Source organism: Dysgonomonas sp. 37-18, assembly GCF_001899125.1.
Classification (GTDB): Bacteria; Bacteroidota; Bacteroidia; order Bacteroidales; family Dysgonomonadaceae; genus Dysgonomonas.
In genome coordinates this window covers 24,736-37,722 of record NZ_MKVC01000031.1, presented here as the reverse complement: position 1 = coordinate 37,722, position 12,987 = coordinate 24,736, and the positions used below count along the sequence as shown (strand labels likewise).

The following is a 12,987-nucleotide window of genomic DNA, read 5'->3' as shown; positions in this document are numbered from 1 at the left end:
CTAAAACTTATTTTAATTGTATTTTCCACTCTTTATATCCAGAACAAAGCCTTTGCTTATCTTCTCATGCCTTGTTACCATATATACAAGCAGTATATTCAATACAGTTAATTCAAATACAAAATACAACCAAGGCCACCCCAACAATATAGACACAAACAATGCGATAGATCGTGTATTGAAAGAAAGAATATTGGTATATTTCATCAAGGGGAGGCTTTTCTCTCTGAAATCGTTGCGGAAACTTTCAGGAGCAACATCTCCAAATCTTTCTCTGAGTAATCGAAATAAAACCTGAAGTCTTGGAGATCGATTTTCCTGATCGGTGGTATAATTACGATAGAAAAACAATACGATTTTTGCTCCGAAGTTTTTACTCCAAGTTAGTTCCTTAAATTTGGCAGTAAGCTCAGTCGAATTATCTAATTCACTCCCTGCTTTCCCTTTAAGGAAGAGTAGATGCACATTACGGTAATAATCCGCCATCTCCGCTTGTTTGGAATGAAAATAACCTGTAACACAAGCTAAAACCCATATCCATCCGCCCCATTCAGGATAAAGACGTAAGCAAATACCTACATAAATGGAAGCGAACCACAGATTACCGGCAAAACCATCCAAGACACGACCCAAAGCAGAAAACTGCTTTGTCATGCGAGCCAACTGTCCATCTGCACTATCATAAGAGTTTGCCCATACAAGTAAAAATATCCCTAACAGAGATATCCATATATTGTCAAAATAAAAACATATCCCAGACCCTATACCCAAGAAGATACTTGCTATGGTGACAGCATTAGGAGTAACACCTAATTTCTGAAACAATAGAGCCCAACGATAACCGATCGGACGATAGAAATGAATATCTATAAACTCTTCTGTATCCGTTGATTTTAGAGTAGATTCAAGTGTCGGTTGTTTATTATCCATTTAATTTATTGATACTACTTTTATTACAAACTACTTTTCGTATAATGCAAATATAACCTTATTATAATTATCCTTGCAAATCTCTCTGAATCTGCTTATGAACACATTCTGCAATCTTAGGTGCTGCATCACTTCTACAAGGAGCAAAGCTCGGCCAATCGTTAAAGTCAATAATTTTAAAAGAGCCATCCTCGTCTACAACGCAGTCTCCTCCATATACTTTAACATCTAATATCTCACCGGCCTTATCACATGCTTTCTTCAATGCCTCTACATCAAACGGAAACTCATGCGCTTCACCATTTATTGCTTCAAGTCCGAATTTACTATGGCTTAAATCGTAAGGATAAAACCAATAGAAGAAATCAGTATCTGCCACCCCATAAAACTTTACAAGATCTCCGACAAGATGTTCGTTGATCACAGCATTTGGAATATCACGCAAAGCGAACTCTTTTAATATTGATTTCACTTCGGGTATATTACGTGCATAGGTTACATCTTCTCTATGAATGGCATGCGAATCACCTCGTTTGATCCAATATGCATCCGCTGTCATTTTCTTCAGTTCTTGACTCGGATCATCGGTTACATCTACGATAAGGCTGGTTGGATATGGTATGTCGTTTTCCAACAACAAGCGAGTCATTGCCTCTCGTGTGCAGTTTTCAATACCGGTTCCCGGATTTATTATAACAGCTCCATCCTCTTCTCTTTTCTTTAGTTTGCGGATGGTTGTTTTATCACGAGCCATATTGAAGATATACCGCTCATTCTCTTCACTTAAAATAAATTCGTCTTCTGTATATTCTCTTACATCATATCCCATATTTCTTAAACATTCGGCTGTCTCACTGAATATCATGCCATCATTGCCTATATGATTGGGAGAGAATTTTGTTTTCCTTTTGATTCCTGCTACTTTTATCTTTGACATAGTGTTTATAATGTCCCTATCTCTATTTATATTAATTGTTTAAGAATTTCTCTGCTTTAACAATATCGCCTGCATGATCCACATCTACTATTTTCTCAAAAGGATATGCTTTTAATTGTAAATTGTCAGCAACTAATTGTCTCTGAAAGTTGCGCATACGAGCTTGCCCGGAGTCTAAACAGGCCTCAAGCGTATCAATCGCCTTTGGTGTCAAACCGTAAATACCTCCGGAGATGTATTTACAATTATCAGAATGATCGAGAAAGCCTTTTATTGCCATACGATCATTTACATCCACATAAAGCGGTTTTTCGTCATCTATGAAGTCTGTCACAGCCATCATACCATCACTATCCGAATCATTTATGAATGTTTGAATATATTTAGAAAACTCGTCTTCTTTAAAAATCGTGTCTACTGTTGTTAAGCAGAATTTTCCGTCTCGAAGAAAATCTCTTAACTCAAAAAAGCTATGCATTGAGCTGGGTGTCGACTTAATCACAACATTAAAAGGAATACCCAATTCGAGATTAGTCAGATAGTCTTGTACTTGAGTCATTTCTTCATTCACAATAATACTTATTGAAGAAGCATTATTTTTGAGAAATATATCAATCAGCCGACGAATCATTTCCACCCCATTTAGCTTTACTAATGGTTTTGGCAAAGTAACACCTTCCTGGACAAGCCTAGAACCTTCTCCCGCAGCAATTATAGCGTAATTCATTTTTATTAACTAAATTTTAACTAAGAGGTAAATATACTATTCTTCTGCTTCTTTTATCAGGTCAACACTATCATCACCGCCTTTATCCACATATAACTTTCTCAGTGGATTAGCATAAGCTTTATCATATTCTATACGATTGCCATAAGTATCAATAGCCATATATATTGCCTGACGGAACGACTCTTCTGAAGCTTTATTTTGCCCTGCAATACTGTATGCAGTACCATGAGCAGGTGATGTGCGCACAATAGACAGACCGGCAGTAAAATTAACGCCGTCTTCCATCGCTAAGGTTTTGAATGGAGCTAATCCCTGATCGTGGTACATAGCCAATATACCATCAAAATGAGTATAATCGCCCGAACCAAAAAATCCATCAGCCGGATATGGTCCAAAGCAAAGTATCTTTTTATCTTGCAACTCATTCAGAGCAGGAATTATAATCTCGTTTTCTTCATTTCCTAACAATCCATTTTCTCCGGCATGAGGATTCAGTGACAAAACAGCAATACGAGGTCGCCCCACTCTAAAGTCTCTTTTAAGACTTCGTTCGAAGCGAGTAGCTGTTTCCACTATCTTTTCCTTTGTCAATGTATTAGGAACCTCCGACAATGGGATATGCCCTGTAACAAGAGCTATCCGAAGAGAGTCTTTTACCAGAATCATTAAACTTTTATCCTGATCTTTCCCAAAACGTTCTTCCAGATATTCTGTATGTCCCGGGAATTTAAAGTCTTCTCGTTGTATGTTATGCTTATTGATAGGAGCTGTTACAAGAACATCTATTGCGCCATCCCGAAGGTCGGCAACAGCTCTTTCGAGCGATTGGTATGCAGCTTCACCTGCAACAGGAGTAGCTTGCCCTAGCTCTACTTTAGTCTCTTCATTGATACAATTGATGATATTAACCTTATTTACAACAGCGTCTTTTACATCACTTATCTGATTGAAAGCAACTGTCTGCAACTCCATCGCCTTACGATGATAAGCGGCAACTTTGGCTGATCCGTATATTACGGGAATACAGATTTCAGCCATACGGATATCTGCGAAGGTCTTTAATATAACCTCATAGCCTATTCCGTTTATATCACCTTGTGTTATTCCTACTTTAATCATAGCTTTATATTTAGGCCTCTCAACTTCCATAAAGGAAGACTACACGAGGGTCATTTTTTTATTTTGCCTGATAGATTATTCTAAATTCTTTTTAGGAGCAGCTAAAGCATCCCCTTTTATTGTCGACAACATACCACAAGCCGCAAAAATATCTTCTCCTCGAGATGCACGAATCGTACTGGTTACTCCCTTTTTAGTCAAATAATCGCGGAATGCCTCCATTTTCTCTTTAGTAGAAGTTTTCAAGTCGACATTAGGTATCGCATGAAAGCGGATAAGATTTACCCTACATTCAATTCCCCTAAGTATCTGTGCCAACTCTTTTGCATGAATTAAAGAATCGTTGAAGTTGTCAAACATTATATATTCGAAAGACAATCGTCTCTGTTTTGTCCAATCGTATTGCCGCAATAAATCCATTACCCCTGTAATAGGAAATGCTTTTTCGGCAGGCATTATCGATAATCTTTGTTCTTTTTCAGGACTATGTATACTGATAGCCAGATGAGCGTTACTCTCGTCCAAGAAACGTTTCAACTTGGGTGTTACACCTGTTGTAGAAACCGTTATACGCTTCGGACTCCAAGCCATTCCATAATCAGCAGTCATTATCTCGAGTGTCTTTTTCAGTTCTTCATAATTATCCAAAGGCTCACCCATTCCCATAAAAACCACATTCGTTAAGCTCTCTGCCTCGCGAACAGAATAGAGCTGATTCAATATCTCGTTTGCTGTTAGATTTCCATTAAACCCTTGTTTTCCAGTCATGCAAAACAAGCAATTCATTTTACAACCAACCTGAGAAGACACACAAAGCGTTGCCCGATCGTCCTCAGGTATCATAACGGCTTCTATCAGCTTTTCTTTTTCCGTTCTGAATAAATATTTTACAGTACCATCTACAGATTGCTGAAATTCGAGAGAATTATACCGCCCTATATCATATTTCTCTGACAGCAAAGCTCTGTTTGCGACAGAGAGATTCGTCATTTCATCGATAGATGTTATCCTTTTTTTGTAAACCCAGTCTGCTATTTGTTTGGCAGAAAATCTGGGTAAACCACACTCACCCACTACACCATAGAAATCTTCCATAGTCATACCCAGTAAGTGCCTTTTATTTTCCATATTCTAGTATTTAGCTTTTAGCAAACAGCCCTTAGCAAATTGCTAAAGGCTATCGGCTAACAGCTTAATTTTATAATCTTTTCTTAATTGCTTCGCTTTCCTTTTCAAAACCCGGTTTATCGAGAAGAGCAAACATATTCTTCTTATACGCCTCTACTCCCGGCTGATCGAATGGATTTACGCCAAGAATATAACCGCTTATACCACATGCTTTTTCGAAGAAATAAAGTAACTGTCCGATACTATATTCATCCAGTTTAGGCAACTCTACTTTTATATTCGGAACACCTCCGTCAACGTGAGCAATCTGAGTACCCAACTCTGCCATCTTGTTTACAAAGTCTATTCTTTTACCTGCAAGGAAGTTCAACCCATCAAGGTTTTCCTCATCAGTCGGTACTGTCAAAGTTTCGTTTGGCTGAGCCACAGAAACAACAGTTTCGAAAATAGAACGCTCACCTTCCTGAATCCATTGACCCATCGAGTGAAGGTCGGCAGTAAAGTCTACAGCAGCATTAAATATACCTTTATTTTCTTTGCCTTCACTTTCTCCGTAAAGCTGCTTCCACCATTCTGCGATGTAGTGCAATTTAGGATTGAAGTTTGCAAGGATTTCTATCTTTTTGCCTTTTTTATACAGCTCATTACGAGTAACGGCATATATTTCAGCGATATTCTTCTCGAATGACACACTTGGTGCTGTTTCTTTCTCCATATAAACCGCACCCGCCACTAACTGACGAATATCAATACCAGCCAATGCTATCGGAAGTAACCCAACCGGAGTCAATACAGAGTAACGTCCTCCTACATTGTCAGGAATTACGTATTTCTTGTAACCTTCTTTTGTTGCCAACGTATACAAAGCTCCGCGAGCCGCATCTGTGATTGCAACAATACGGTTTTTAGCTTCTTCTTTACCTACAGCTTTTTCTAATTCTGCCTTCAGTATACGGAAAGCCAAAGCTGGTTCTGTAGTTGTTCCCGATTTGGAAATATTGATAATTCCAAAAGCTTTACCTTTCAGGTAGGCTAAAAGCTCAACTAAGTAATCTTCACCTATATTATTTCCTGCATACAAAATAACAGGATTTTCACGATCTTTCTGTAACCAGTCAAATGCATTTGATAAAGAATCGATAACTGCCCTTGATCCAAGATAGCTACCACCAATACCCACCAATACAATGACTTCACATTTGGCTTTCAACGCAGCTGCTGTATCTTCAATATCTTTCAATTCTGCATCTGTAATAGCAGATGGCAAATTGAGCCAGCCTAGAAAATCATTTCCTTTGCCTGACCCATCGTGAAGAGCCTCATTGCATTTTTTAGCAAGAGCTGCCTGACTGTTGATATCAGCTTGGCTTATAAAGCCTAATGTTTTGCTAATGTCTAATTTGATAACCTTATCCATATTGTTTCTTTATTTTAGTATCTGTTCTCTTAATGTTTTCACTTCTAAATGTGCAGGAGAATTTTCATACAATATACGATAAACCATATCTGCAACAGGAATATCCACATTATATTTTTCATTGATCTCTCTTACACACTTTGTGCCATAATAACCTTCCGCTATCATTTCCATCTCTACCTGAGCAGCTTTTACCGAATAACCCTTGCCAATCATTGCACCGAAGGTACGATTGCGGCTAAAGCTAGAATAACAAGTTACAAGAAGATCTCCTAAATAAGCAGAATCCTGTATCCTTCTTTCGATAGGAGAAACGATATCAACAAAGCGCTCCATCTCTGATATAGCATTGGAAACCAACACCGCCTGAAAATTATCGCCATACTTCAGCCCGTGGCAAATACCGGAAGCTATTGCATATACATTCTTCAGTACTGCGGCAAGTTCAATCCCCGCAACGTCATTCGACACCGAAGCCCGTACAAATCTATTATTGAAGACTTGAGCAATCGCATTTGCCTTCTGAATATCGGCACAAGCGATAGTAGGGTAAGTCAATCGTTCCAAAGCTATTTCCTCGGCATGACAAGGCCCTCCCACAATCGCCATATTTTGAGGCGATACATTATAGTATTGCTCCAGATAATCTGTCACAAGCAAATTTTCCGGAGGGACGATACCTTTAATCGCTGAAATAATAAATTTATTCGCCAAACTTGTATTCAACTTTTCAAGATGACTTTTCAAGAAAGGAGAAGGTACAGCAAGAACTATTGTATCCGAATCTTCCACTGCTTGTGTAATATCCGAATAAAATGTAATTCTATCCAGATTGAACTCAACATTTGAAAGATAAGAAGGATTATGTCCTGTTTTCTTAAAATCCTCTATTTGTTCAGGGCGGCGCATATACCAGTTTATATGCTTTTCGTGATTAAGCATAATTTTGGCAAGGGCTGTAGCCCATGTACCACCTCCAAATATTGTTATTTTACCGGGAAAACTCATTCATTCATACTTTAATTAGACACAAGGGGATTAGCTAAGCTTTTTCACCCATCCTTCTACTTCGTCCACAGAAGGTAGTGCTAAATCCAGTTTATATTTTTTATTGACTTCGCCTATATCTTGTCTTATCTTCTGTGAATTGACATCTTTCATGCTTTCGACAGTAAAATATCCTGCTTTTTGTAGTACAGGGACAAGATCTTCAGCTATTCCTAATTCTTTATATTTTGATACAACATCTTTCTTTGGTGCTTTTTCGGGACGCATCTGAGGGAAGAACATCACTTCTTGTATGCTTTCCTGACCGGTCATAAACATCACTAAACGATCCATACCGATACCGATACCACTTGTAGGAGGCATACCATACTCTAATGCACGCAAGAAATCCTGATCGATAAACATTGCCTCATCGTCTCCTTTTTCAGACAATTTGAGCTGATCTTCGAAACGAGCACGCTGATCAATCGGATCATTCAGCTCAGAATATGCATTCGCCAATTCCTTGCCATTAACCATCAGCTCGAAACGCTCTGTTAGTTCCGGATTATTGCGATGCTTCTTTGTAAGCGGAGACATCTCTACCGGATAGTCTATTATAAATGTAGGTTGTATATAGTTTCCTTCACACTTTTCACCGAAGATAGCATCTATCAACTTCCCTTTGCCCATAGTTGCATCTTGCTCTATATCTAACTGTTTACAAACATCACGTAGCTGATCTTCATCCATGCCACTAATGTCAAAACCTGTAAAATGTTTAATAGAGTCAATCATCGTAACACGAGGATATGGAGCCTTATAGTCTATCTCCTTATCGCCCATCTTCACCTTAGTTGTACCATGAACATCTGTACAGATCTTCTCCAACATCCTCTCGGTGAAGTCCATCATCCAGTTATAATCCTTATAGGCGGCATAGAATTCCATTACTGTAAATTCAGGATTATGCGTACGGTCCATACCTTCGTTGCGGAAATTACGAGAAAACTCATATACTCCATCAAACCCGCCTACAATAAGGCGTTTTAAATATAGCTCGTTTGCAATACGCAGATATAGAGGAATGTCTAGTGCATTATGATGTGTGATGAAAGGACGAGCTGTAGCTCCTCCGGGAATGCTTTGCAGCACAGGCGTATCAACTTCTATATATCCATGTCCATTAAGGAATTCACGCATAGAGTTGAACACTTTTGTTCTTTTAAGGAATACATCTTTAACGTTGTCGTTAACAACCAAATCAACATAGCGTTGACGATAACGTTGCTCAGGATCGGTAAAACCATCATAGGTAACACCATCTTTTACTTTTACGACAGGAAGAGGACGAAGCGATTTCCCCAAAACCGTTAATTCTTCGGCATGTACGGATATTTCGCCCATCTGAGTGCGAAAAACAAATCCTTTAACACCAACGAAATCGCCAATATCGAGCAATTTCTTGAAGACAGTGTTATAAAGCTCTTTATTTTCATCCGGACAAAGATCATCTCGAGAAATATAAACCTGTATACGTCCTTCCGAGTCTTGCAATTCCATAAAGGAAGCTTTACCCATAATACGACGCCCCATTATACGTCCGGCTAAAGACACATAACGCTTATCTGCATCATCCTGAAAGCTCTCTTTGATCTCTTTCGAATATGCATTTACCTCATACAATACAGCCGGATAGGGTTCTACTCCCAATGCTCTTAGTTCATCTAAACTTTGTCTGCGAATTATCTCCTGTTCGCTTAATTCCAATATATTCATTATTAATCTATCCTCAGATTTTTATTATTTTAATAATATTTTCGCACACGAATAACCCCGCAAAGTTAAGAAATATAATGGAAAACAAACATCTTATTTTTCACTTAAATTTGAGAGACAACACATTCCAATTCAAAATTTAACAAGGATATAAAAATCAAGAGACAAAACACGGGAAAAGAAAATTATATTTTGTTTCTTTATTCTTTCTAATTTTTACACATAAAAACCTGAAAGAATGTACAACAAAAAGATATTATTTTCTCTGCTTCTATTGTTCTGTGCCATATCGTTGACAAATACTGCATTTTCTCAAAACCGGAAAATTGTCATTTTAAAGCTAGATGATGTAACTGCAGGAGGCACAGAAGGAGTTGTTACCTCTCGTTGGCAACGTGTCGCAGATTATATAGAAAACAAAAAGATAAAAGCAGGTTTTGGTATAATTGGATTTTCTCTTGCCGAGGACAACCCGGCTTACTTCAAATGGATTACCGACCGTGCAGAAAGAGGTTTCATTGAATTCTGGAATCATGGTTATTATAACCGCACCAAAGGCGATACAATAGGCGAATTTGAAGGCACTTACGAGCAACAGTTCAAAGCTCTACAGTTGACAGACAGCCTTGCAAAAGCCAAACTCGGACTTCAGCTTCGGGTATGGGGGCCTCACTGGAGCAGTACAAACACGAACACAGATAAGGCCTTAGCTCAACTTCCTCAAATAAAAATGACATTAGGCAGTCCTATATCTCCCGTCTACTACAAAGGATATGTATTACCCAACACCCTAGATATGGAATACCCGGTACACAACCCGAATTATGATGAATTTCTTAAAGCTTATCGCGAAAAATCGAAAGATTTAAACTACTTCTACCTACAGGGGCATCCAAATAGTTGGAACGAAAACCAATGGCAAAATTTTGTAAAAATAGTAGAGTTTTTAGAATCGGAGAATGTAAAATTCGTCACCCCATCAGAATTTCTAGAAATAATAAAAGGTAAATAAACACTAGATAGGCTTAACCTCAAATTAACAAAGTTAAATACTTAATTATGTAAAAAACAATACCGATGGTAGTGTTTTTTGTACCTTTGCTCGCTCAAAAGATGGGAGGAATCACTCCTTAACAGTTAAATGCTTTTTAGATGTCAAAAACAGCTAACATTGATGAATTACAAAACAAAAAAATAAGTAAACTTCTTTGGCAGTACGCATTGCCGGCCATAGTAGGAACTATGGTGAATGCCTTGTATAATATTATTGACCGTATTTACATCGGACACGGGCCCAATCTGGGAGACCATGCCATTGGCGGACTTGGTATTGTTTTGCCGATAATGAATCTTACCGCCGCCGTGGGTATGCTTGTAGGTGCAGGTTCAGCCAGCCGTATTTCAATATGCTTGGGTAGCGGAGATAAAGAAACCGCAGAAAAGATAATAGGAAATTCGTTCCTTATGACTCTTTTATTCACAGGAGTACTTGTTACTACGTTATTTATTTTTCTCGATCCTATATTATTAAGAATTGGAGCCACAAAAGAAACGTTTCCGTATGCGAAAGAATTCTTACTCTATTACCTGCCCGGCAATATATTTCTGACCATGTGCTTCAATTTCAACAGCATGATGCGCGCTTCGGGCTATCCTCAGAAGGCAATGTATACAATGCTGATCGGCGTTATAGCCAACATTATAATAGCTCCAATTTTCATCTTCTGGTTCGAATGGGGAATAAAAGGAGCTGCGATAGCTACTATCATTTCAATGTTTATAGGGCTATGTTTTGTCATGTACCACTTCATGAACAAAAATAGCATGTTGCGTTTGCGCAGAAAACATATTGGCTTAAACAAAAAAATAGTATGGGCGGTGGCAAGCATAGGTATGTCTCCGTTTTTCATACAAGTTGCAGCGTCTATTGTCGTATTCTTCATCAACAATAATCTGAAAACCTACGGGGGAAACATTGCTATCGAAGCTTATGCCATAGCAAACACCCTGATAATGATTATCGTAATGATTATGGTCGGACTTACTCAGGGAATGCAGCCTATTGTAGGATACAATTATGGAGCCAAAAGAATACAGAGAGTTAAAGAAACCTTGTTTTACACAATAAAAGTCGGCGTGGCTATTGGCTGCATAGGTTTAGCTATAGGCGTGTTGTTGCCGGACATGATAGTTAAACCGTTCAATCCTTCGCCACCTTTAGCTGCCGAAACAGCAAAAGCCTTACGGATTGTAACAATTATGCTACCACTAGTCGGATTCCAGATTGTGGTTACAAATTTTTTCCAATGTATAGGTATGGCAGGAAAATCAATTCTATTGAGCCTTACCCGCCAGTTCCTATTATTATTACCAGCCTTGTTTATATTACCGCAGTTTTTCGGAGTAAACGGAGTATGGTATTCATTGCCAACAGCTGACTTTTCGGCAACTTTACTGACCGCAGCTTTGTTTATATGGCAGATAAATAAATTTAAGAAAATAGAATCCGCAGAGAGATTATAATATGATAGATCATTTGAACAAACAAAATATATTAGATCATTTCTCCATAACGGAGAATAACTTGCTTAAAGTAATAAACGAAGCTCTAGGTAAAGGTGCTGACTATGCCGACATATTTTTTGAGCACACTTTCAGCAACAGCATATCACTCCGTGATGGAGAAGTAAATCGTGCTGCCTCGAATATAGATTTTGGGGTAGGAATACGAGTTGTCTCGGGAGATCAGACAGGGTATGCTTATGTAGAAAATACCGAAATAGCAGAACTACTGAAAGCTGCAAAAACAGCCGCAGGAATAGCCTCTATACCATCAAAAGGAATAACTCCGATAGAGATAACAGAAAAACATTTCCGAAACCACTATAAAATAGAAAGGCCGTGGCTTGACATTTCTGTAGCAGACAAAAAATCATTTGTTCAAAAATTGAATGATCGAATTTTCGAGTTAGACGCTCGGGTCATCAAAGCGTCTGTCAGCCTGAACGATTCTACGTCTTATATTCTATTCTTTAACTCAGAGGGTATCCTTACCTGGGATTATCGCCCAATGAGCCTTATGTCTGGATCTTGTACAATGGAACAGGGTGGCAAGATAGAAAACGGATATGCTTCACGTGCCTACCGAAAAGGTTTTGAGTATTTAAACAATGATCTGATAGAGACTTTAGCAAAAGAAGCCGTTGCACAAACCTCTCTGATGTTTGAGGCCATAAAACCCAAAGGCGGTGAGATGCCTGTAGTGATGGGTGCAGGAAGTTCGGGAATCTTATTGCATGAAGCGATAGGCCATACATTCGAGGCGGACTTTAACAGAAAGAATATCTCTATATTTTCCGATCAACTTGGAAAACAAATCTGTTCATCCGACATAAATGTTGTGGATGACGGCACCATAGACAATGCCCGAGGCACAATCAATTTTGATGATGAAGGAGTGGAAACTCAAAAAACGTATATTGTGAAAGATGGTGTCTTGGAAAGCTATCTTCACGACCGAATAAGTGCCAAGCATTACAACGTATCACCAACAGGAAACGGACGAAGACAATCGTTCCGTTATGCTCCCCTACCCCGTATGCGGGTAACATATATGGAAAACGGAAGCATTCCCGAAGCTGACATTATAGCGTCAGTTAAACAAGGTGTATATGTAGATAATTTCACCAATGGACAGGTACAAATCGGAGCAGGAGATTTTACCTTTTTCGTAAAAACAGGTTATCTGATTGAGAACGGTAAACTTACTCAACCGATAAAAGATATAAACATCATTGGAAACGGAGCCAAAGTCCTCACCGACATTACAATGGTGGGCAATAATCTGAAGATAGATGAAGGCACATGGACTTGTGGAAAAGACGGACAGAGTGTACCTGTAGGACAAGGGCTACCTTCGGTTTTAGTACGCAAGCTGACTGTAGGTGGAGAATAATATCA

11 protein-coding genes are annotated in these 12,987 nt (G+C 38.6%); 3 read left to right on the top strand and 8 right to left on the bottom strand.

Annotated features, from left to right (window positions below):
• Positions 1-12: 12 nt before the first annotated feature.
• The 8 genes from BGO84_RS12610 to lysS all read right to left on the bottom strand — a co-directional run bounded on the left by BGO84_RS12610 (position 13) and on the right by lysS (position 9,027).
• Positions 13-930: a CDP-alcohol phosphatidyltransferase family protein gene (locus BGO84_RS12610; protein WP_291029642.1), complete on the bottom strand. Its 918-nt coding sequence runs from the start codon at positions 928-930 to the stop codon at positions 13-15.
• A 67-nt stretch (positions 931-997) separates the two neighbouring features.
• The gene (locus tag BGO84_RS12605; protein ID WP_135105708.1) at positions 998-1,867 is read right to left on the bottom strand and encodes a hypothetical protein; all 870 of its coding nucleotides are present in this window, start codon (positions 1,865-1,867) and stop codon (positions 998-1,000) included.
• 31 nt (positions 1,868-1,898) lie between these two features.
• A complete protein-coding gene (locus tag BGO84_RS12600; protein ID WP_252637887.1) occupies positions 1,899-2,594 on the bottom strand; it encodes a sugar phosphate nucleotidyltransferase in 696 nt (231 codons plus the stop codon).
• A 36-nt stretch (positions 2,595-2,630) separates the two neighbouring features.
• The gene (gene pdxA / locus BGO84_RS12595; protein WP_283685333.1) at positions 2,631-3,716 is read right to left on the bottom strand and encodes a 4-hydroxythreonine-4-phosphate dehydrogenase PdxA; all 1,086 of its coding nucleotides are present in this window, start codon (positions 3,714-3,716) and stop codon (positions 2,631-2,633) included.
• 75 nt (positions 3,717-3,791) lie between these two features.
• The gene (gene rlmN / locus BGO84_RS12590) at positions 3,792-4,844 is read right to left on the bottom strand and encodes a 23S rRNA (adenine(2503)-C(2))-methyltransferase RlmN (protein WP_291029640.1); all 1,053 of its coding nucleotides are present in this window, start codon (positions 4,842-4,844) and stop codon (positions 3,792-3,794) included.
• 70 nt (positions 4,845-4,914) lie between these two features.
• Positions 4,915-6,261 carry a glucose-6-phosphate isomerase gene (locus BGO84_RS12585; RefSeq protein ID WP_291029638.1) on the bottom strand — a complete coding sequence of 449 codons (1,347 nt, stop codon included), beginning with the start codon at positions 6,259-6,261 and terminating at the stop codon, positions 4,915-4,917.
• Positions 6,262-6,270: 9 nt separating this feature from the next.
• Complete coding sequence (locus BGO84_RS12580) at positions 6,271-7,269, bottom strand: NAD(P)H-dependent glycerol-3-phosphate dehydrogenase (RefSeq protein ID WP_006841900.1); 999 nt, start codon at positions 7,267-7,269, stop codon at positions 6,271-6,273.
• A 30-nt stretch (positions 7,270-7,299) separates the two neighbouring features.
• The gene (lysS, locus tag BGO84_RS12575) at positions 7,300-9,027 is read right to left on the bottom strand and encodes a lysine--tRNA ligase (protein WP_291029636.1); all 1,728 of its coding nucleotides are present in this window, start codon (positions 9,025-9,027) and stop codon (positions 7,300-7,302) included.
• 238 nt (positions 9,028-9,265) lie between these two features.
• Here lysS and BGO84_RS12570 point away from each other — a divergent pair, with 238 nt between their 5' ends.
• From BGO84_RS12570 to BGO84_RS12560, 3 genes are all read left to right on the top strand, one after another.
• Positions 9,266-10,039 carry a DUF2334 domain-containing protein gene (locus BGO84_RS12570; protein ID WP_291029634.1) on the top strand — a complete coding sequence of 258 codons (774 nt, stop codon included), beginning with the start codon at positions 9,266-9,268 and terminating at the stop codon, positions 10,037-10,039.
• A gap of 140 nt (positions 10,040-10,179) precedes the next feature.
• Positions 10,180-11,550, top strand: a complete 1,371-nt coding sequence (locus tag BGO84_RS12565; RefSeq protein ID WP_291029632.1) for an MATE family efflux transporter — start codon at positions 10,180-10,182, stop codon at positions 11,548-11,550.
• 1 nt (position 11,551) lies between these two features.
• A complete protein-coding gene (locus tag BGO84_RS12560) occupies positions 11,552-12,982 on the top strand; it encodes a TldD/PmbA family protein (protein ID WP_291029629.1) in 1,431 nt (476 codons plus the stop codon).
• Positions 12,983-12,987 lie beyond the last annotated feature (5 nt).